Source organism: Kribbella sp. NPDC003557, assembly GCF_040610805.1.
Taxonomy (GTDB): domain Bacteria; phylum Actinomycetota; class Actinomycetes; order Propionibacteriales; family Kribbellaceae; genus Kribbella.
In genome coordinates this window covers 325,728-344,209 of sequence record NZ_JBEXMY010000004.1, presented here as the reverse complement: position 1 = coordinate 344,209, position 18,482 = coordinate 325,728, and the positions used below count along the sequence as shown (strand labels likewise).

Below are 18,482 nucleotides of genomic sequence, written 5' to 3'. Positions count from 1 at the left end.
GTTAAAACTGCGGGAAGTTACTTCAGCACGCGGTAGCGGAGGTGGGTGACGTCGCGGGCGGGGAGCTGGCGGACCTGCTCGAGCTCGATGTATTCGGCGGGGAGGTTGTCGAAGAGGCGACGGCCCTGGCCGAGCAGGACATTGACGACGTGGACCTCGATCTCGTCGAGGAGGCCGGCGCGGAGCAGGGACTGGCCCGCGCCGGCGCCGTGCACCATCACGTCGCGGTCGCCGGCGGCGGCCTTCGCCCGGGCGGCGCAGTCGGCGACGTCGGTGACGTAGACGGCACTGCCCGGCGGCTCGTCGTCCACGTGATGGGTGAGGATGAACATCGGTACGCCGTCGTGGTGGTCGCCGTTCCAGCGGCCGGCGTGCTCGTACGTGCGCCGGCCCGCGATCAGCGCACCCGTGGCCAGGCATTCGCGATAGACCTGTCCGCTCGGCCCGTCGGAGTCGCGGTCGTCGAGCCAGTTGAACAGGCGGAACCCGCCGCGCCCCATCGGCTCCTCGGTGCTGTCGTCGGGCCCGACCACGAAACCGTCGAGTGACATGCTCATGTCCAGCCGGATCATCTGCTACCTCCTAGCGATTGAGGGAAGTTGAACACGTCTGCGGGGTCGTACCGGGCTTTCAGGTCGCGCAGGCGCGGGTAGTTCGGGCCGTGATAGGCGGTGGCCCAGTCGGTCAGATCGGGGTCCGGGAAGTTGGGATAGACATGCCCCGAGGCGTGATCGTGGGCGATCGACCAGGAGCGGCGGACGGCCGTCCGGTCAGGGCCGACGTGTTCGAGCAGGAAGCGTTCGGTGCGGTGGGCGAAGGCGGTGGCGTCGACCGGTACGCGGTTGTAGGCGCCGCCCATCGGGGTGAAGTTCAGTTCGCAGCCGGCGTCGAGGAGCCGGGTCACCGCGTCCGGCGGCAGCGGAGCGCGGAAGAACTCCGACTTGCTGTGGACGACCTGCTGGTCGGCGCCGCCCTCCGAGAGAGACGCCTTGAGCGCGGGCCAGCTGAAGTCGCTCCGGAGGTCGACCCCGGGAGCGAGCGCGCCGAGCGGACCGGCGTCGAAATCCGTCAGCGTGGCACCGAACACCTGCACTCCGTCGGCGGTCACCTGCAGACACGCGGTGATCTCGTCCGGCGCGTCCGGGGCCCAAGCCTGCCACGCGGCGATCACCTCAGCAGCCCGGTCACGGGACCAGGTGAGCCGGAACCGGGTCGCGGCCGGCGACGGTACGGCGGCGAAGACCAGCGAGGTGACCACGCCGAACTGACCACCGCCCGCACCGCGCAGCGCCCAGAACAGCTCGGGCTCGCGCTCCGCGTCGCACCTCACGACGTCGCCGTCCGCGAGCACGACGGTCGCCGCGACGAGCCGGTCGCACGTCAGCCCGTACCGGCGCCCGAGCAACCCGAGTCCGCCGCCCGACGTCAGCCCGACGATCCCCACGGTCGGCCCACACCCCGCCGGAATCGTCAGGCCAGACTCGTACAACTCCCGGTACACGTCAGCCAACCGAGCGCCGGCCCCGATGGTCGCCACCCCTTCATCCACCGAGATCGCGGACAGCGCCGAGAGATCGAGCATCAAACCTGTCGTCGACGAACGCCCCGCGAAACAGTGCCCGCCACCCCGCGGTACGACGTGCAGCCCGGCCGACCGGCCGTAGGCCAGCGCCTCGACCACGTCGTCGACCGACGCACAGCGGGCGATCGCCTGTGGACGGATCTCGTCGTACTGCGGCAGCGCCGGGCGCCGCAGCACGTCGTACAGCTCGTGGTCAGGACCGATCAGTTCCATGAGCCGACGCTAGAAGCGGACCGCCTCGTCGCGCTTGAACGAAACGGGCGTACCACCCGGCGAGGAACGGCCGGTACGACGCCGAATGGTCGTGGCCGCAGTCGCAGCGATCGGCTTTGTCGCCGAGCAGGTCGCGCGGCGTCACGCCGGTCAGGCGGACGCACTCGCGGGTCAGGTGCGCGTGGTCGGCGTACCCGGTCTCGGCGGCGAGGTCCGACAGCCCGCTGCCGAATCCCGCCTGCGCCAGCGCGAGGTATCCCTGGAAACGCAGTGTCCGCTGCAACGCCTTCGGTCCGACCCCGGTCGCTGTCAGGCACCGCCGCCGCAGCTGGCTCTCCGACAACGCCAACTCGTCGGCGAGCGACGCGATCCCGGTCCGCTCCCACGGCATCAGGCGCCGCACCAACTCCGCCACGACCGGATCCGGGCGCAGCTCCTGCCCTGCCAGATACCGCTGCACCCCGAGCAGCGCCGCCTGCGGACTCGGTGCGACGGCGACCGCGGACCCGATCGCGTCCGCCGCTGGACCCCACAGGTCCACGGCACAGTCGACCAGTTCGTCCGCCGGTACACCGAGCAGCGGCGTCCCCGCCCCCGGCAGGAACCGCACGCCGACGATCGTCGTCCGCGGCGGAATCACCTGCAGGTGCGCCCGCGTCAACGGCCCGATCAGCCGCGGTACGCCGCCGACCGGGCAGTGCAGCTCGACGCCGCCGGTCGGCAGGTCCCGTTGCGGATAGGGCCGCGCGCCGGTCCGCTGGATCCAGACCGTACGGACGAGGCCGGTCAGTGCCGGCACCGGCGCGCTCTCGTCGTACGTCTGCTCCACGGCCTACACCTCGATATGCGATCCGATGATGACCGTGCGGTCGCGGGGGAGACCGAAGTGCTCGGCCGCGTCCGCGGTGATGTGCGAGGTGGCGAGGAACAGCTGTTTGCGCCAGCCCGCCATCGTGGCGGCCTTGCCACGGCGCAGCTCGATCTTCGACAGGAAGTACGACGCCTTGGCGAGGTCGAGCGGGCCTTCGGACTCGGCCGGCTCCAGCCGTGCCAGGGCGGCCGGGACGTCGGGGGACTCCATGTACCCGAACTTGATCGTGACATGGGTGATGCCGTCGTCGCCGTAGCCGAGGTCGTTCACGGTGACCCGCTGGTCGTCAGGGACCCGAGGTACCGGCTCGGTCTCGATCGCGACGATCACGACGTGCTCGTGCCGGACCTGGTTGTGCTCGACGTTCGCCCGCAGCGCGAGCGGTGCGCTGACGCCGCCGCGGTTGAGGAAGATCGCCGTACCGGGGACCGTCCGGACCGGCAGCTTGCCGGAGCTCAGCTCGTCGATGAACTCCTGCAGCGGGCCCTCGGCGCGCTCCCGCTCGCGAGTGACGACCTCACGGCCGCGCTGCCAGGTCGTCATCACCGTGAACGCGGTGAGGGCGATCAGCAGCGGGAGCCACGCGCCGTGCAGCAGTTTGGTCAGGTTGGCCGCGATGAACAGACCGTCGATCAGGAGCAGCGGTACGGCGCCGGCCAGGATCAGCCACCGCGGCACGTTCCAGCGGTAGTGCGCGACGTAGAAGAACAGCAGCGTGGTGATGGTGATCGTCCCGGTCACGGTCATGCCGTACGCGTACGCCAGTGCGGCCGAACTGCGGAACGCGAAGATCAGCGTCAGCACCGACACGAACAGCAGCCAGTTCACGAACGGTACGTAGATCTGGCCGATCGTCGTGGCCGACGTGTGCGTCACCCGGAGCCGGGGCAGGTACCCGAGCTGGGCGGCCTGGGCCATCACCGAGTAGGCGCCGGTGATGACGGCCTGCGAGGCGATCACGGTCGCCGCGGTCGCGAGCAGGACGAGCGGCAGCCGGCTCCAGTCCGGGACCAGCAGGAAGAACGGGCTGGTGATGTTCTCGTGGTTCTTCAGGATCAGCGCACCCTGGCCGAAATAGCTGAGCGTGAGGGCCGGCAGCACCAGGAACAACCAGCCGCGGCTGATCGCCTTCCGGCCGAAGTGCCCCATGTCGGCGTACAGCGCCTCGGCGCCGGTGATCGACAGCACGACCGCCGCCAGCGCGAAGAACGCGATGTGGAAGTGCCCGGCCAGGAACCCGATCGCGTACGTCGGGGAGAGCGCCTTCAGGATCTCGCCGTGCTCGAGGATGCCGCCGATCCCGGCCGCGCCGATCACGGCGAACCACACGATCATCACCGGCCCGAACGCCCGGCCGATCTGCTCGGTGCCGCGCCGCTGGACCATGAACAGCCCGATGATGATGACCGCGGTGATCGGGACCACGTACTCGCCCAGCGACGGCTCCACCGTCTTCAGTCCCTCGACAGCGGACAGCACCGAGATCGCCGGCGTGATCATGCCGTCGCCGAAGAACAGCGACGCACCGAACAGGCCCACCGTCGCCAGCACCGCGGAGGCCTTCCGGCCCGGGTGCGTACGGGTCCACTTGCGGAGCAGCGTGATCAGCGCCACCACGCCGCCCTCGCCGTTGTTGTCCGCGCGCATCGTGAGCAGGATGTACGTGACGGTGACGATGATCATCACCGACCAGAAGATCAGCGACACCACGCCGTACACGTTGTGGTCACTGAGCGGCACCGGGTGCGGGTCCTCGGGGTTGAAGACCGTCTGCAGGGTGTAGATCGGACTGGTTCCGATATCACCGAACACGACGCCGAGCGCCCCGACGATCACCGCGAGCCTGGCCGTGTCGTGGGCGTTGGGATGAGGCTGCGGCGCCTGCGCCGACTCCGCCTTCTGGTCCGTCACGTCCCCGGACGATACCCGCCCGGGGAACGAGTGCGTGTCGAACCGCCGCTCCGGGCTCCGACGTAGCGGGTATGACAGCCGAACGGGTACTCCGGACGTATCTCACGCTGGTCGTGGTGTCGACGGGCGCGTCGTCGATGATCTGGGGCATCAACACGTTGTTCCTGCTCGACGCCGGACTGGGGATCGGGCAGACCTTCGCGGCGAACGCGTTCTTCACCGCGGGCATGGTGCTGTTCGAGGTGCCGACCGGCGTGGTCGCGGACACGGTGGGGCGGCGGACGTCGTACCTGCTCGGCACCGTGACGTTGATCGGGACCACGCTGCTCTATCTGCTGTTGTGGCGCGCCCACGCACCGTTCGTGCTGTGGGCGGCGGTGTCGATGCTGCTCGGTCTCGGGTTCACGTTCTTCAGCGGCGCGACCGAGGCCTGGCTCGTCGACGGGCTGCACGCGACCGGGTACACCGGATCGCTGGACGCGGCGTTCGCGAAGGGACAGGTGGCGAGCGGGATCGCGATGATGGCCGGCACGATCGGCGGCGGGGTGCTGGCGCAGCTCACGAACCTGGGCGCGCCGTACGTCGTGCGGGCCGTGTTGCTGCTGGTCACGCTCGCGGTGGCCGCGCGGTCGATGCGCGATATCGGCTTCACGCCGAAGACCCGGGGCTCGGTGCGGGGCGAGATGGCCGGGATCGTCCGGGCGTCGCTGCGCCACGGCCTGCTCGACCGGCGGGTCCGCTGGGTGATGCTGGCCGGGCCGTTCACGGCGGGCGCGAGCGTCTACGGCTTCTACGCCGCGCAGCCGTACCTGCTGCAGTTGTACGGGCACGCCGGCTCGTACGCGATCGCGGGCCTGTCGGCCGGGATCGTCGCCGGGGCGCAGATCGCCGGCGGTGCGTCCGCGTCGTCCGTCGCCCGCGTGTTCCGGGACCGGATCGGGGTCCTGATCGGGGCGATCGCCGCGTCCGGGGCGGTGATCGCGGTGATCGGGCTGGTGACGTCGTTCGGTGTCGCGCTCGTGCTGCTGATGCTGTGGGGCACGTTGTTCGCGGCGATGTCGCCGGTGCGGCAGGCGTACCTGAACAGCCACATCCCGTCGGCGCAGCGGGCGACGGTGCTGTCGTTCGACAGTCTGCTCGGCTCGGCCGGCGGGGTCGTGATCCAGCCGGTGCTCGGCCGGTCCGCCGACGCGTGGGGCTACGGCCCGGCGTACCTGGTGACGGCGGCCATCCAGACGCTGGCGGTGCCGCTGCTCGGGCTGGCGCGGCGCAGGAAACCTGTCGAGGACACGGCCGACCAGGCCCTAGCCTTGCGCGGGTGACGGCTCGACTGATCATCCTCAACGGTGGGTCCAGTTCCGGGAAGACCGGGATCGTGCGGTGTCTGCAGGCGGTGCTGCCGGAGCCCTGGCTCGGGTTCAGCGTGGACGACTTCGTGGACGCGCTGCCCGCGGTGATGGACGGCGGGATCGAGTTCGGGCCGGACGGCGAGGTGTCGGTCGGGCCCGCGTTCCGGGAGCTGGACGCGGCCTGGACCGCCGGGATCGTGGCGATGTGCCGGGCGGGCGGCCGGGTGATCGTCGACGACGTCTTCCTCGGCGGCGCCGGCTCGCAGCAGCGCTGGCGGGACGCGGCCGGTGACGTCGAGACGCTCTTCGTCGGCGTCCGCTGCGACCCCGAGATCGCAGCCGGCCGCGAACTGGCCCGCGGCGACCGCACCCGCGGCATGGCCGAGCAGCAGGCGTACGTCGTCCACGAGGGCGTCACGTACGACGTCGAGGTGGACAGCTCGCACGCGGAGTCCGTCGACTGCGCCCGCGCGATCGCCGGCTACCTCACTCAGTAGCGGATCCGCGCCGGCCCGCTGCCAGGTGATCGTCGACGACGGCGAGGGCGTGCAGGGTTTGTGTGCGGTGGTCCGCCGCGACGGCCGTGGCGTCCTCGCCGGCGAGGATCCGGCGTACTGCTTCCAGGTGGACGGTGCGATACGCGGCGACCGCCAGCGCGGCCGTGAGCCTGGGCTCCGGTACGGCGGTGTGCGCCATCGCGGCGGCGATCGCCTGCTCGAGCTGGTCGAGGAGCTCGCGGGCGCGGGACTGCAGCGCCCTGGACTCGGCGACGACCTCCCAGAACCGCCGGAACTGCCCGCGCATCGCCGACAGCGGGTGCCCCTCGTCGGCCAGCGTGACGAGCAGGCCGGACAGCGCCCGCACCGCGGACGTCCCGGCCGGACGGTCGTTGATCGCGGCAACGACCAGCGCCTCGGCCTCGGGGTAGCGGTCGAAGAGCAGGTCCTCCTTGCGGGCGAAGTGCGCGAACACCGTCGGCCGCGCGACATCCGCCGCCTCGGCGATCTCCGACACCGACACCGCGTCGAAACCGCGCGCGAGGAACAGCCCGGTCGCGATGTCCGAGATCCGGGCGCGGACCTCCGCCTTCTTCCGCTCCCGGCGACCCTCCACGGCGCTAACCATACCGGATAAAAAGATGTACTGAGTATGACTTTGCTTGCTACTGTGCTGGTCATGCTTTCGATCGGGGTGAACTACGACACCGGCCTGCGGTACGACGGCCGCAGCACCCGCGAGCGCTTCGACGCCGACGAGGTGCGGCAGGACCTGGCGGTGATCGCCGGCGAGCTGCACGCGCCCGCCGTCCGGGTGTCGGGCAATGATCCGGACCGGCTGGTGACGGCCGGGGAGGCAGCGCTCGCCGCGGGCCTCGATCTCTGGTTCTCGCCGGTCCCGATGGATCTGGAGCCGGACGACTTCGTCGCCTTCCTGACCGACTGCGGCCGGCGCGCGGAGGCACTGCGGCGGTCGGGCCGGGGAGAGGTCGTTCTCGTGCTGGGGTGCGAGCTTTCCGTGTTCTGCAAGGGATTCGTGCCCGGCGAGACCTCGGGGGAGCGGCTGGCGCTGATGGCCGACCCCGCGACCTGGACCGATCCCGCCAAGCTCACCGAGCTTCAGGCAGGCCTGGCGCGCTGGGGCGAGGTGCAGCAGCAGTTGGCGTCCGCGGCCCGGAGCGTCTTCGCGGGCAGGATCACCTACGCCGCGGGGCTGTGGGAGGACGTGAACTGGGACCTGTTCGACATCGTCAGCGTCGACGCGTACCGGGACGCGGCCAACGCGGCGACCTTCGCCGACGAGCTGGCGGCGCGGAAGAAGTGGGGCAAGCCGGTCGTCGCGACCGAGTTCGGCTGCTGCGCCTATCGCGGCGCGGCCGACCGCGGCGGTGCCGGCTGGATGATCGTGAACCGCAGCGTCGACCCGCCCGCGCTCGACGGTGTGTACGAGCGGGACGAGGAGGAGCAGGTGGAGTACCTGAGCGAGCTCGTCGAGGAGTTCGACCGGATCGAGCTCGCGGCGGCGTTCTGGTTCAGCTTCGCGGGCTTCGCGCTGCCGCACCGGCCGGACGACCCGGAGCACGACCTCGACCTCTCGTCGTACGGGCTGGTCGCGGTCGACGACGACGGGCACTGGGAGCCGAAGCAGGTGTTCGCGAAGCTGGCCGTGCTGAACGAGTGAACCCGTAGGTACATTTGAGGGCGTGCTGACAGCGAAAGGCGCGGCGACGCGCGAGCGGATCGTGGCGGCGGCCGCGGCGGAGATCCGGGAGCGCGGGATCAGTTCGGTGAAGCTGGACGACGTCGGACGGCGCAGCCGGACTGGGAAGAGCCAGCTGTTCCACTACTTCCCCGACGGCAAGGAACAGCTGCTGCTCGCTGTCGCCGAGCGGGAGGCCCAGCAGGTGCTCGACGACCAGGAGCCGCACCTCGGGAAGCTGACCACCTGGGACGCGTGGCACGACTGGCGTGACGCCGTCGTCGAGAAGTACCGCCGGCAGGGCGTGCACTGCCCGCTCGGCGTCCTGATCACCGAGATCGGCCGGCACACCCCGGCCGCGCAGGCGGTCACAGGTCAGCTGCTCGCGCAGTGGCAGCACCGGCTCGAGCTCGGCATCGAGGAGATGCAGGCCGCGGGCGAGATCCGTGCCGACGTGGATCCCGCCCGCGCGTCCGGCGCACTGATCGCCGCGATCCAGGGCGGGGTCGCGATCCTGATGTCGTCCGGATCGTCGACCCACCTGGAGTACGCGCTCGATCTGTGCCTGGACTACCTCAGCGCCAGTTGAGCACCGGCGGCTGGTACCCGGCCGGCTTGTCCGCGACCTTCGCGCCCGGGTTCACCAGCCAGCCCTGGTACTCGGGCGTGAACATCCGGTAGACCGAGTCCGGCGGTACGGCGGCGGCCTCGTCGAGCGCGGCCCGGAGCTCGGCCGGCAGCTCGAAGCCGAGCGCCGCGATGCTGGATTCGAGCTGCTCCGGGCGGCTCGCGCCGACGATCGCGGACGCGATGCCGGGCTGGGTCGCGGCCCAGTTCACCGCGACCTGGGCCGGTGTCACGCCGAGCTTGCCGGCAACGTCCTGCACCGTCGCGAGCAGGTCCCAGTGCCGGTCGCTCCACGTGCGCTCCGGTGCGCCGTCCCCGGTCAGCCGGCCGTCGCCGGTCACGCCGTGGGTGTCGTCACGCCGGTACTTGCCGGTCAGGAAGCCGCCGGCCAGCGGGCTCCACGCCGTGATCCCGAGGCCGAGCTGCTGCGCCATCGCGACGTGCTCGGTCTCGATCGTCCGCTCGGCCAGCGAGTACGGCAGCTGCAGGCTGACCATCGGCGTCAGCGAGTGCGCGTCGGCGAGGGTCTGCGCGCGGGCGGCGTACCAGGCCGGTACGTCGGACAGCCCGGCGTACCGGATCTTGCCGGCGCGGGTGAGGTCGTCGAGGGTCCGCAGCACCTCGTCGACCGGCGTGATGCGGTCCCAGGTGTGCAGCAGGAACAGGTCCACGTAGTCGGTGCCGAGCCGGCGCAGGGACTCGTCGAGGGCGCGGATCAGGTGCTTGCGGCTGTTGCCGCCCGCGTTCGGGTCGCCGGAGTCGACGCTGTTGGTCGCCTTCGTGGTGAGCACCATCCGCTCCCGGACCCCAGCCTCGGCGATCAGCCGGCCGAGGATCCGCTCGCTCTCACCCGCGGTGTAGAAGTCGGCGGTGTCAATGAAGTTGCCGCCGGCATCGATATACGCCCGGAAGATCGCCCGCGCCTCGTCCTCGGTCTTGCCGTACGGCGCGTGGAAACCGGACTGCCCGAAGTTCATCGTGCCCAGGGCGAGCCGGCTGACGCGCAGCCCGGACCGCCCGAGAAGGTAGTAGTCGTCAAGTGCCATGCCCACAGCGTTGCTCGGCAAAAATGGACCGGCAAGTACAGAACCTTGGATCGTGAAAGGATCTGGGAATGCGTTTGTCTGAGCAGCAGCGGGTCGAGTTGGAGCGGCTGGCGGAGTCCGTGGTGCCGGGGCACGGGTGGCAGCGGGCGGCTGTGGGCTTTGTCGAGCAGGTGCTGACGGCCGATCGGCCGGACTGGCTTGCCAGGGTGGAGCGTGCGCTGGCTGACACAGCGGACGCGGACCGGGCTTGGCTGGTGCGGTTGGTCGCGCAGGGGTTCTATGCGGACCCGGCGGCCTGGGAGATGGTCGGCTGGCGGAGCGAGACGTTCGAGCCAGTCAAGACCGAGCTGCGCGTGACTTCACGGGAGCAGCTTGCGGAGCGGTACGACTGCGTGGTGATCGGGTCCGGCGCCGGCGGTGGTGCGGCGGCTCAGGTGCTCGCCGAGTCGGGCCGGTCGGTGCTCGTCGTCGAACTGGGCAGCTACCCGTCGACGGAATCGCTGGCGCGTGACCACCTGCGCAACCCGCGGTCGGTGGCCGGGCTCCCGGCGCCGACGGACCCGGACCCGGCGGGACGGCCGCGGGTCTCGGTGGTGGACGGCGTGCGGAGTCAGGTGCTCCCGCCCGACGGCGGCTGGGGTAACAACGCGTTCACGGTCGGCGGTGGCACCCGAGTGTACGGCGCGCAGGCGTGGCGCTTCGTGCCACAGGACTTCCGGATGGCCACCACGTACGGCGTTCCGGAGGGCAGCGCACTGGCCGACTGGCCGATCTCGTACGACGACCTCGAGCCCTACTACTCGATGGCGGAGCAGCGGTTCGGGGTGAGTGGCGGCGGGATCGACCCGTGGCACGGGCCGCGGTCGATCCCGCTGCCGATGCCGCCGCTGCCACGGACCGGACCGACCTCGATGCTGGCCGCCGCGGCGGAGCGCCTCGGGTGGGGAACGCTCGACGTACCGCTGCTGATCAACTCGGTCGACTACCAAGGCCGCTCCGGGTGTGTGCGCTGCGGCCTGTGCGTCGGGTTCGCCTGCCCGGTCGAGGCGAAGGGCGGGACTCACAACACCGCACTGCCGGCAGCGCTCGCGACCGGGAACTGCACGCTCGTCACCGAGACCACGGCCGAGCGTCTCGTCACCGACCCGACCGGCCGAGTCGTGGCCGTCGCGCTGGCCGCCGGTGACGGGAGTTGGCGGCGGACTGTCTCCTGCGACGAGGTGGTGGTCGCCGCCGGAGCGTCGGAGACGCCGCGGTTGTTGCTGAACAGCGCGCACGACGGCGAGCCGGACGGGATCGGCAACAACCAGGACCAGGTCGGCCGGCACCTGCAGGCGCATGTGTACGCCGGTGCCGTCGGACTGTTCACGGACGAGGTCGTCGATCTCGTCGGGCCCGGCGTGTCGATCGCGACCTGCGACTTCCGGCACGGCAACGACGGCGTCGTCGGCGGCGGCATGCTCGCGAACGAGTTCGTGCCGACGCCCGCGTCGACGTACGACTATCTGACCGGTGCCGGGCTGATCCCGCCGGCCGGTGCGGAGAGCCTGGACGCGATGCGGCACCACGTCCGGCGGATGCTGCGGGTGGTCGGCCCGATCCAGGAGGTCACGTCGGCGGACTCACGCGTCCGCGTCGATCCGGCCGTCGTGGACCGGCTCGGCAATCCCGTGGTGGTGTCCAGCGGCTCGATCCATCCCGAGGACGTCCGCGCACAGGCCTTCATGAGCGCCAAGGCGAAGGCCTGGCTCGAGGAGGCGGGCGCGTCCCGGACGGCGGTCGGTGGGCCCGGGACGCTGGGCCGGCCCAGTATCGGCCAGCACCAGGCCGGAACCTGCCGGATGGGCGACGACCCCGCGCGCTCGGTCACCGACCCGTTCGGCAAGGTCTGGGGCCACGGCAACGTCTGGATCGCCGATGCCTCTCTACACGTAACCAACGGCGGAGTGAACCCGGTCCTCACGGTCCTCGCCAACTCACTCCGAGTCGCCGACCACCTCACCCGCGGCTGAGGCACCACACCCGCGGCTGAGGCACCACGCCCGGCTAGCGGGTTATTTGCCCGCTAGCGGCCTGCAACCGGCCAGCGGCGAAACAACCCGCTATCGGGCGGGAGGCCGGGTCAGCCCACCCGGGAGATGCCGACGCCGCTGCGCGCCTCGCGGCCGTACTTGGTGATCTCGGCCGGGAGGTTCAGCCGGGCGATGCCGGTCTTGTTCCGGTCCTCGTCGGTGAGCAGGTCGGCCGGGATGATCCAGACGATCTCGAACTCGAGGCCGTCGGGGTCCTTGCCGTAGAGGGACTTCGTGGTGCCGTGGTCGGACGCGCCGACCAGTGCGTCGTTCTCGCCGAGCGCGGCGGCCAGGTCCTCGAGGTCGCCGAGGGTGTCCACCTCCCAGGCGAGATGGTAGAGCCCGACCGTGGTCCGCCCGGCGCCCGACGGGCCTGCCTGCGAACCGATCTGGAACAGGCCCAGGTCGTGGTCGTTGGTGGAGCCGGGCGCGCGCAGGAACGCCGCGCCGGGGATGGCGTCACCGGTCTCGGTGTACCCGAAGCCGAGGACGTCTCGGTAGAACGCGACGCTCGCCGCGACGTCGCGCACGTACAGGACCGCGTGGTTCAACCGGAAGATCGCCATACCGCTGATGATAGTTGAAAGCTCAACTGAAATCTAGCGGCGGCGACGGGGTTTCTTCTGGCGCGGTGGTGGCGGCTGGGTCCGGGCCGGCCGTTTCTTGGGTGTGGCGGGGCCGCGGGTGCTGTTGACGGTCCGGCCGCGGACGATGCCGATGAAGTGCTCGACGAGTTCGCTGGTCTCGTCCTCGGGCCAGCTGAGCGCGACCTGCGACTCCGGAGCGCCGGTCAGCGGGCGGTAGGTGAGATCCTTGCGGTGGTGCAGGCGGGCCAGTGACTGCGGCACCACCAGCAGCCCGGTGCCCATGGCAACCAACTCGACCGCGTCGGCGGTCCGGACCGGGCGGTCGTCGATCAGCCGGCCGGGCGGGCGCTCCCAGTCGAGGACGTCATCGCGCGGGTGCAGCATCAGTTCGTCGGCGAGGTCGTCGATCGTGACCTCGTCGGCGGCGGTGATCAGGTGCTCCTTGGGCACCACGACGACCGTCTGCTCGACGTACAGCGGGATCGCGTGCAGCCCGGTGCGGTCGATCGGGAACCGGAGCAGGGCGGCGTCGACCTCCGTGCGGCGGACCACGTCGGGGGCGTCGGCGGCGGAGACCTGGACGAGCTCGAGCGGGACGCGGGGCAGCCGCTCGGTCCAGATCCGGGCCCATTTCGCGGGCGTCACGCCGGGGACGTACCCCAGCCGGAATCCGGTCACGGTGGTCAGGCTACCTGCCGATACGCTGCTGCCATGACGGCGCGCAAGACCCAGACCATGAAGCCTGCCACGGCGGCGAAGAAGCTCGGCGTGTACCTGCCGGCCACTCCCGCGGAGTTCCAGGACGGTGTGGTGTCGCGGGACGAGCTCAACGCCCTGCAGGCGGATCCGCCCGAGTGGCTGCGCGACCTGCGCCGCGACGGCCCGCACCCGCGCCCGGTGGTCGCCGCCAAGCTCGGCGTGTCGATCAGTGGGCTGGCCCGCGCCGGTATCACCGATGCCCTCACGACCGATCAGATCGACGCGATCAAGTCGGACAACCCCGACTGGCTGGACCACGAGCGCGCCGTCCAGGCCGACGTCCGCCGACAGGCCGCCGAGCAGAAGCAGAAGCCCACCGACTGACGGCCGCCGGACTCGCCCGGCCGGCGCCAGGGGTCAGGTGATGCGGACGCGGAGGCGGCGGAAGCCGCGGCCTTTGCTTTCCATCTTGACGACTTCCATCCGGCCGATCAGGGCGGTCGAGGCGACGTGGGTGCCGCCGTCGGCCTGGGTGTCGAGGCCGGCGATGTCGACGATCCGGACGATCTCGATATCGGGCGGGAGCAGGTTGGTCGCGGTCCGGATGATGTCCGGGATCGCGAACGCCTCCTCGCGCGGGAGATTGCTGACCGAGATCCGCCGGTCGGTGCGGATCTCCGCGTTCACCGCCTCGGCGACCCGGTCCTTGAAGTCCGGCGGCACCTCGGCCAGGTCGAAGTCCATCCGCGCCGACAGCGGCTCCATGTTCCCGCCGGTGACGAGTGCGCCGAAGTCGCGGAACACCACCCCGGTCAGCACGTGCAGCCCGGAGTGCGTCCGCATCAGCTGCGTACGCCGTTCGTCGTCGAGCGCCCCGCGGACCGCGGTCCCGGCCGGCGGCACCGGGTCGTCCTCGTGCGGCACGAGGTACAGGTCGTCGCCCTTGCTCGTCCCGACGATCCGGGTCCGCACGCCACCCCACAGCAACACGCCCTGGTCCGGCGGCTGCCCACCGCCCCCGGGGTAGAACGCGGACCGGTCGAGCACGATCCCGCGCGCGGGATCCGAACCGACGACCGTCGCGTCCCACTCCCGCACCGTAGCGTCGTCGAGATCGAGCCGATGCGTGTGCCCGTGCTGATTGGTCATGATCAGCTCACTGTGCCACAGGGCGGTTGGGGGATGGGACCATGCAGATCATCGAGAACAGCATCGTGGGCACCCGGTCCGCGGTCCTGCGGCTGACCAAGCACGGCGGTGGACCGGGGATCGTGGTCTTCCCGATGCTGCACGTGGCCGACCCGCAGTTCTTCCGCGACGTCGAGGCCCGCCTGCGCGCGTGCGATCTGCTCGTCGTCGAAGGCATCCGCGGCGAGTCCTCGGCGGTCGACGGCATGACGATGACGTACCGGGTGCTGCCGGCCGACGAGGAGTCCGGGCTGGTCGAGGACGACATCCCGTACGACGACCTCGGCGTGCCGTTCGTGGCGCCGGACATGACCGGCGAGGAGTTCCAGGAGGGCTTCCAGGAGCTGCCGTGGAAGACCAGGGCGATGATGTGGGCGGCGACGCCGGTGGTGACGATCAGCCAGTTCTTCGCCGGCCGGCGCGCGTTGCTGACGCCCGACATCGAGGTGCACGACCTGCCGACCAGGCAGGAGGAGCTGCGCGGCGAGGAGTGGGACCGCTTCTTCGACCTGCTGCTCGACCGCCGCGACGACCGGGCCGTCGCCGCGGTCGCCGAAGTGGTTCGGGACCGCGGCGACGAGGAGCTCGAGGTGGCTGTCGTGTACGGCGCCAAGCACGTGCCGGGCATTCTCCGCGGCCTGTACGGGCTCGGGTACCGGGTGGTCGGCGCCGACTGGCTGATGGCGGTCAGCGCACGAGAGTCGTGAACGCGTCGAGGGCGCGGCGGATGTTGTCGACCGAGTTGGCGTACGAGAAGCGCAGGTGGCCCTCGCCGTACGCGCCGAACGACGTGCCGGGGAGGCAGGCGACCCCGGCCTCGTCGAGCAGGCGGTCGGCCAGGGTGGCGGCGGAGACGCCGAGCTCGGTGATGTTCGGGAACGCGTAGAACGCGCCGCCCGGCTCCACGCACGACACGCCCGGTACGGCGTTGAGCCCGGACACGATCACCTCGCGCCGTTCGCGGAACGCCTCGAGCATCCGGTCGACGTCGTCCCAGGGGCCTTCGAGGGCGGCGATCGCGGCGTGCTGGCTGAACGCCGACGTACACGAGACCGAGTTGATCATCAGCCGGGTCACCGGCTCGACCAGCGGCTCCGGGAACACGCCGAACCCCAGCCGCCACCCGGTCATCGCGAACGTCTTCGACCAGCCGTCGAGCAGGATCGTCCGCGAGGCCATGCCGTCCAGGTCGAGCACGCTGTGGTGCTCCCCGTCGTACCGCAGCGCCCAGTAGACCTCGTCGCTGAGCACGACCAGGTCGTGCTCGATCGCGATCTCGGCGATCGCCTGCAGCTGCTCGGGCGTCGACGCGCTGCCGCACGGGTTGTGCGGGGAGTTGAGGATCAGCAGCTTCGTCCGGTCCGTCACCAGCGACCGCAGCTCGTCGGGGTCGATGACGAACCCGTTCTCCTCGCGCAGCGGGACCGGCACCGGCTTGGCGCCGGCGAAGGACGTGATCGACGCGTACATCGGGAACCCGGGGTCCGGGTAGAGGACCTCGTCGCCCTCCTCGCACAGCGCCAGGATCGTGAAGAACATGATCGGCTTGGCGCCGGGCGTGATCAGCACCCGGTCGGGCGTCGCGGTCAGCCGGTTCGTGCGGCCGAGGAAGTCCGCGACCGCGGTCCGCAGCTCGGGGATCCCCGGCGCCGGCACGTAGTGCGTGAAGCCCTTGTCCAGGGCCTGTTGCGCGGCCGCGATCACGTGCGGCGGCGTGTCGAAGTCGGGCTCGCCGATCTCCAGGTGCACGATCTCGCGTCCGCGGGCCTCCAGGGCCTTCGCCTTGGCGAGCACCTCGAACGCCGACTCGGTCCCCAAACGGTCCATCCGGCCAGCAAGTTTCACGATGTGTCCTTCCAACGTGGCATGTCACACCCTAGTGCGATGATCTCGGCGTGAGCGAAACGAGGCGGGTAGCGGTCACCGGGAGCAGCGGGAAGCTCGGCAAGGCCGTCGTCGATCATCTGGCGGACCACGGCTGGGACGTGGTCGCCCTGGACCAGGCTGCACCGGCGCGGGCCGATGTGACGTCGACACGCGTGGACCTGACCGATTTCGGCCAGACCTACGAGGCGATCGCGGGCGTCGACGACCGGCACGACGGGGTCGACGCGGTCGTGCACCTGGCCGCGATCCCGGCGCCGGGCCTGCGGCCGAACGCGGCGACGTTCCACAACAACATGACCGTGACGTACAACGTGTTCTCCGCCGCGCTGCGGGCCGGGGTCCGCAACATCGTGTGGGCGTCGAGCGAGACGGTGCTGGGCCTGCCGTTCGACGAGTTCCCGCCGTACGTGCCGGTGGACGAGGACTACCCGCCGCGGCCGAACAGCACCTACTCACTGGTGAAGACGCTCGAGGAGGAACTGGCCCGCCAGCTCTGCCGGTGGCACCCGGACCTGAAGCTGATCGGCCTGCGCTTCTCGAACGTGATGTACCCGGAGGACTACGCACGGTTCCCCGGCTTCGACGCCGACGCGCACGCGCGCAAGTGGAACCTCTGGGGCTACATCGACGCCCGCGACGGCGCGCAGGCCGTCCGGAAGTCGCTCGAGTACGACGTGACCGGCACGGACGTGTTCATCGTCGCGAACGCCGACACCGTGATGTCCCGGCCGAACGAGGAGCTGCTCGCCGAGGTGTTCCCCGGCGTACCGGTGAAGCGCCCGTTCGGCCCGAACGAGACGCTGCTGTCGATCGAGAAGGCGCGCCGCCTGCTCGGCTACGAGCCGGAGTTCTCCTGGCGGGGCCCGAACGGGAAGAGCGAGTCCGGGTCGTAGGCCGCGCGGACGTCGGCCAGCCGCGCGAACGTGTCGGCCGGCCACGACGCCTCGTACGAGCCCGGCAGCGCGAACCCGCCGGCGAAGTTCACCGTCGTCTCCGCGCACACCCACGGCTCGAGCCGCCCGAGCACCGCGTCGACCGTTGCCGGAAGCACCTTTTCGAACAGGTTCGGGTCCGGTACGCCGATCATCGTCAGCGTGCCGGCCCCACCGCGGCCGCCGACCGCGCTGCCCTCGGGGACGTCGCGCTCGGTCGCGCCGCCGAGGTGCCGCAGCTCGACCGCGACCAGCGGGATCTGCTGGTCCGGGCCGGCCACCTCGAGGAACGCGGTGACGAACTCGGCGTCCAGCTCGTCCAGCATCAGCCCGCGGTCCCACGCCGGCGTCGGGTCCTTCGGGTCGTTGTGGATCAGCGCGATGTCGCCGGCCGGCATCTCGCCGACGGCGTCGATCAGCGTCGGACCGGCGTCCCGGATCGGCTGGAAGAGCCGCTTCCCGTCGGCCGCGGCGCCGACGTACGCGAACCGCACGCTCAGCACCGTCTTGCCGCGCAACGGCTCCGGGATGAACTCCAGCGGCGGCAGCCGCAGGATCACGACCGACGTGTTCGCGCTCTCCGGCAGCGTCTTGGTCCACTCGGCCCAGGCGGTCAGCGCGGGTGCGATGGACCCGGCGTCGAAGAACACCGAGCCGCCGTAGAGGGTGCTCAGCTCGACCAGCCCGAAGTCCATCGCGGTGACGATGCCGAACCCGCCCTTGCCGCCGCGCAACGCCCAGAACAGGTCCGCGTGCTCGGTCTCGTTCGCGGTCACCGCCTCACCGGCCGCGGTCACGACCCGGAAGCTCCGGGCCCAGTCGGAGGAGAAGCCGTACGTCCGGGCGAGCGGCCCGAGCCCGCCGCCGAGGGTGTACCCGATGCAGCCGACCGCGTCGGACGCGCCGGTGATCGGCGCCAGCCCGTGCGGTGCCGCCGCCGCGACCACCTCGGCCCAGCGGCTGCCCGCGGCGATGTGCGCGACCTGCGCCTCGGCGTCCACGCTCACCCCCGTCATCCGGCCGGTCGTCACGACGATCCCGTCCCGGATCGGGTTCGGGATGCCGTGGCCGGTCGCCAGCACGCGGACCGGCGTACCGGTCGCCGCCGCGGCCCGCACGACCGCCACCGCGTCGCTCTCGGACGTGAGCCCGACGACGACGTCCGGCGTGTGCGTCACCGCCAGGTTGAACCCGGACAGCTCTTCGGCGTACCCCTCGTCACCCGGCGCGAGGACCGGTCCGGCGACCTCGCTGCGTAGTTGGGTGATCAGTTCCTGAGTCACTTCGGTTCCCCTCCCATAAGCCCTGCCGGGCAGTTTTCC

19 protein-coding genes are annotated in these 18,482 nt (G+C 70.9%); 8 read left to right on the top strand and 11 right to left on the bottom strand.

Going from position 1 to position 18,482, the window contains the following annotated elements:
• Positions 1–17: 17 nt before the first annotated feature.
• The 4 genes from ABZW60_RS18155 to ABZW60_RS18140 are packed head-to-tail and all read right to left on the bottom strand — an operon-like array spanning position 18 to position 4,577.
• Complete coding sequence (locus ABZW60_RS18155; RefSeq protein ID WP_355478162.1) at positions 18–572, bottom strand: dihydrofolate reductase family protein; 555 nt, start codon at positions 570–572, stop codon at positions 18–20.
• Positions 569–1,795: an FAD-binding oxidoreductase gene (locus tag ABZW60_RS18150; RefSeq protein ID WP_355478160.1), complete on the bottom strand. Its 1,227-nt coding sequence runs from the start codon at positions 1,793–1,795 to the stop codon at positions 569–571. The genes ABZW60_RS18155 and ABZW60_RS18150 overlap by 4 nt, the downstream gene beginning before the upstream one ends.
• Entirely contained in the window at positions 1,776–2,624 is an 849-nt protein-coding gene (locus ABZW60_RS18145; protein WP_355478158.1) for a DUF6597 domain-containing transcriptional factor, read from the bottom strand. The genes ABZW60_RS18150 and ABZW60_RS18145 overlap by 20 nt, the downstream gene beginning before the upstream one ends.
• 3 nt (positions 2,625–2,627) lie before the next feature.
• Complete coding sequence (locus ABZW60_RS18140; protein ID WP_355478156.1) at positions 2,628–4,577, bottom strand: potassium transporter Kup; 1,950 nt, start codon at positions 4,575–4,577, stop codon at positions 2,628–2,630.
• A gap of 71 nt (positions 4,578–4,648) precedes the next feature.
• On the opposite strand from ABZW60_RS18140, the gene ABZW60_RS18135 reads away from it, so the two are divergent.
• Entirely contained in the window at positions 4,649–5,899 is a 1,251-nt protein-coding gene (locus ABZW60_RS18135) for an MFS transporter (protein ID WP_355478154.1), read from the top strand.
• A complete protein-coding gene (gene cpt / locus ABZW60_RS18130) occupies positions 5,896–6,423 on the top strand; it encodes a chloramphenicol phosphotransferase CPT (protein WP_355478152.1) in 528 nt (175 codons plus the stop codon). The genes ABZW60_RS18135 and cpt overlap by 4 nt, the downstream gene beginning before the upstream one ends.
• On the opposite strand, the gene ABZW60_RS18125 is transcribed toward cpt, so the two are convergent.
• Positions 6,413–7,039: a helix-turn-helix domain-containing protein gene (locus ABZW60_RS18125; RefSeq protein ID WP_355478150.1), complete on the bottom strand. Its 627-nt coding sequence runs from the start codon at positions 7,037–7,039 to the stop codon at positions 6,413–6,415. The genes cpt and ABZW60_RS18125 overlap by 11 nt on opposite strands.
• Positions 7,040–7,102: 63 nt before the next feature.
• Between ABZW60_RS18125 and ABZW60_RS18120 the strand changes: the two genes are divergently transcribed.
• Positions 7,103–8,104, top strand: a complete 1,002-nt coding sequence (locus tag ABZW60_RS18120; protein WP_355478148.1) for a hypothetical protein — start codon at positions 7,103–7,105, stop codon at positions 8,102–8,104.
• Positions 8,105–8,126: 22 nt separating this feature from the next.
• Positions 8,127–8,711, top strand: coding sequence for a TetR family transcriptional regulator (locus ABZW60_RS18115; protein WP_355478146.1), 585 nt, complete (start codon positions 8,127–8,129; stop codon positions 8,709–8,711).
• Here ABZW60_RS18115 and ABZW60_RS18110 read toward each other — a convergent pair.
• Positions 8,698–9,795 (bottom strand): aldo/keto reductase, encoded by a 1,098-nt coding sequence (locus tag ABZW60_RS18110; RefSeq protein ID WP_355478144.1) that lies wholly within the window; start codon positions 9,793–9,795, stop codon positions 8,698–8,700. The two genes, ABZW60_RS18115 and ABZW60_RS18110, sit on opposite strands and share 14 nt — an antisense overlap.
• 68 nt (positions 9,796–9,863) lie before the next feature.
• Here ABZW60_RS18110 and ABZW60_RS18105 point away from each other — a divergent pair, with 68 nt between their 5' ends.
• Positions 9,864–11,807, top strand: coding sequence for a GMC family oxidoreductase (locus ABZW60_RS18105; RefSeq protein ID WP_355478143.1), 1,944 nt, complete (start codon positions 9,864–9,866; stop codon positions 11,805–11,807).
• Between the two features lie 110 nt (positions 11,808–11,917).
• Here ABZW60_RS18105 and ABZW60_RS18100 read toward each other — a convergent pair whose 3' ends face one another.
• Together ABZW60_RS18100 and ABZW60_RS18095 are read right to left on the bottom strand one after the other, a co-directional pair.
• A complete protein-coding gene (locus ABZW60_RS18100) occupies positions 11,918–12,433 on the bottom strand; it encodes a VOC family protein (protein ID WP_355478141.1) in 516 nt (171 codons plus the stop codon).
• Positions 12,434–12,466: 33 nt separating this feature from the next.
• Complete coding sequence (locus ABZW60_RS18095; protein ID WP_355478140.1) at positions 12,467–13,132, bottom strand: LysR family substrate-binding domain-containing protein; 666 nt, start codon at positions 13,130–13,132, stop codon at positions 12,467–12,469.
• 33 nt (positions 13,133–13,165) lie between these two features.
• On the opposite strand from ABZW60_RS18095, the gene ABZW60_RS18090 reads away from it, so the two are divergent.
• Positions 13,166–13,537 (top strand): DUF5997 family protein, encoded by a 372-nt coding sequence (locus ABZW60_RS18090; protein ID WP_355478139.1) that lies wholly within the window; start codon positions 13,166–13,168, stop codon positions 13,535–13,537.
• A gap of 33 nt (positions 13,538–13,570) precedes the next feature.
• Here ABZW60_RS18090 and ABZW60_RS18085 read toward each other — a convergent pair whose 3' ends face one another.
• Complete coding sequence (locus ABZW60_RS18085; protein ID WP_355478137.1) at positions 13,571–14,302, bottom strand: alanyl-tRNA editing protein; 732 nt, start codon at positions 14,300–14,302, stop codon at positions 13,571–13,573.
• Between the two features lie 41 nt (positions 14,303–14,343).
• Here ABZW60_RS18085 and ABZW60_RS18080 point away from each other — a divergent pair, with 41 nt between their 5' ends.
• Entirely contained in the window at positions 14,344–15,048 is a 705-nt protein-coding gene (locus tag ABZW60_RS18080) for a hypothetical protein (protein WP_355478135.1), read from the top strand.
• On the opposite strand, the gene ABZW60_RS18075 is transcribed toward ABZW60_RS18080, so the two are convergent.
• The gene (locus tag ABZW60_RS18075; protein WP_355478134.1) at positions 15,029–16,186 is read right to left on the bottom strand and encodes a pyridoxal phosphate-dependent aminotransferase; all 1,158 of its coding nucleotides are present in this window, start codon (positions 16,184–16,186) and stop codon (positions 15,029–15,031) included. The genes ABZW60_RS18080 and ABZW60_RS18075 overlap by 20 nt on opposite strands.
• Before the next feature lie 50 nt (positions 16,187–16,236).
• On the opposite strand from ABZW60_RS18075, the gene ABZW60_RS18070 reads away from it, so the two are divergent.
• Positions 16,237–17,121 carry an NAD(P)-dependent oxidoreductase gene (locus ABZW60_RS18070; RefSeq protein WP_355478132.1) on the top strand — a complete coding sequence of 295 codons (885 nt, stop codon included), beginning with the start codon at positions 16,237–16,239 and terminating at the stop codon, positions 17,119–17,121.
• Here the strand turns inward: ABZW60_RS18070 and ABZW60_RS18065 are convergent.
• A complete protein-coding gene (locus ABZW60_RS18065) occupies positions 17,064–18,443 on the bottom strand; it encodes an FAD-binding oxidoreductase (RefSeq protein ID WP_355478130.1) in 1,380 nt (459 codons plus the stop codon). The two genes, ABZW60_RS18070 and ABZW60_RS18065, sit on opposite strands and share 58 nt — an antisense overlap.
• Between the last annotated feature and the right edge of the window lie 39 nt (positions 18,444–18,482).

Excerpts from the sequence above, each read along its gene's own strand:
- ABZW60_RS18155 (WP_355478162.1), bottom strand. The coding sequence starts at position 572 with ATGATCCGGCTGGACATGAGCATGTCACTCGACGGTTTCGTGGTCGGG.
- ABZW60_RS18150 (WP_355478160.1), bottom strand. The coding sequence starts at position 1,795 with ATGGAACTGATCGGTCCTGACCACGAGCTGTACGACGTGCTGCGGCGC.
- ABZW60_RS18135 (WP_355478154.1), top strand. The coding sequence starts at position 4,649 with ATGACAGCCGAACGGGTACTCCGGACGTATCTCACGCTGGTCGTGGTG.
- ABZW60_RS18120 (WP_355478148.1), top strand. The coding sequence starts at position 7,103 with ATGCTTTCGATCGGGGTGAACTACGACACCGGCCTGCGGTACGACGGC.
- ABZW60_RS18110 (WP_355478144.1), bottom strand. The coding sequence starts at position 9,795 with ATGGCACTTGACGACTACTACCTTCTCGGGCGGTCCGGGCTGCGCGTC.
- ABZW60_RS18105 (WP_355478143.1), top strand. The coding sequence starts at position 9,864 with ATGCGTTTGTCTGAGCAGCAGCGGGTCGAGTTGGAGCGGCTGGCGGAG.
- ABZW60_RS18100 (WP_355478141.1), bottom strand. The coding sequence starts at position 12,433 with ATGGCGATCTTCCGGTTGAACCACGCGGTCCTGTACGTGCGCGACGTC.
- ABZW60_RS18090 (WP_355478139.1), top strand. The coding sequence starts at position 13,166 with ATGACGGCGCGCAAGACCCAGACCATGAAGCCTGCCACGGCGGCGAAG.
- ABZW60_RS18085 (WP_355478137.1), bottom strand. The coding sequence starts at position 14,302 with ATGACCAATCAGCACGGGCACACGCATCGGCTCGATCTCGACGACGCT.
- ABZW60_RS18080 (WP_355478135.1), top strand. The coding sequence starts at position 14,344 with ATGCAGATCATCGAGAACAGCATCGTGGGCACCCGGTCCGCGGTCCTG.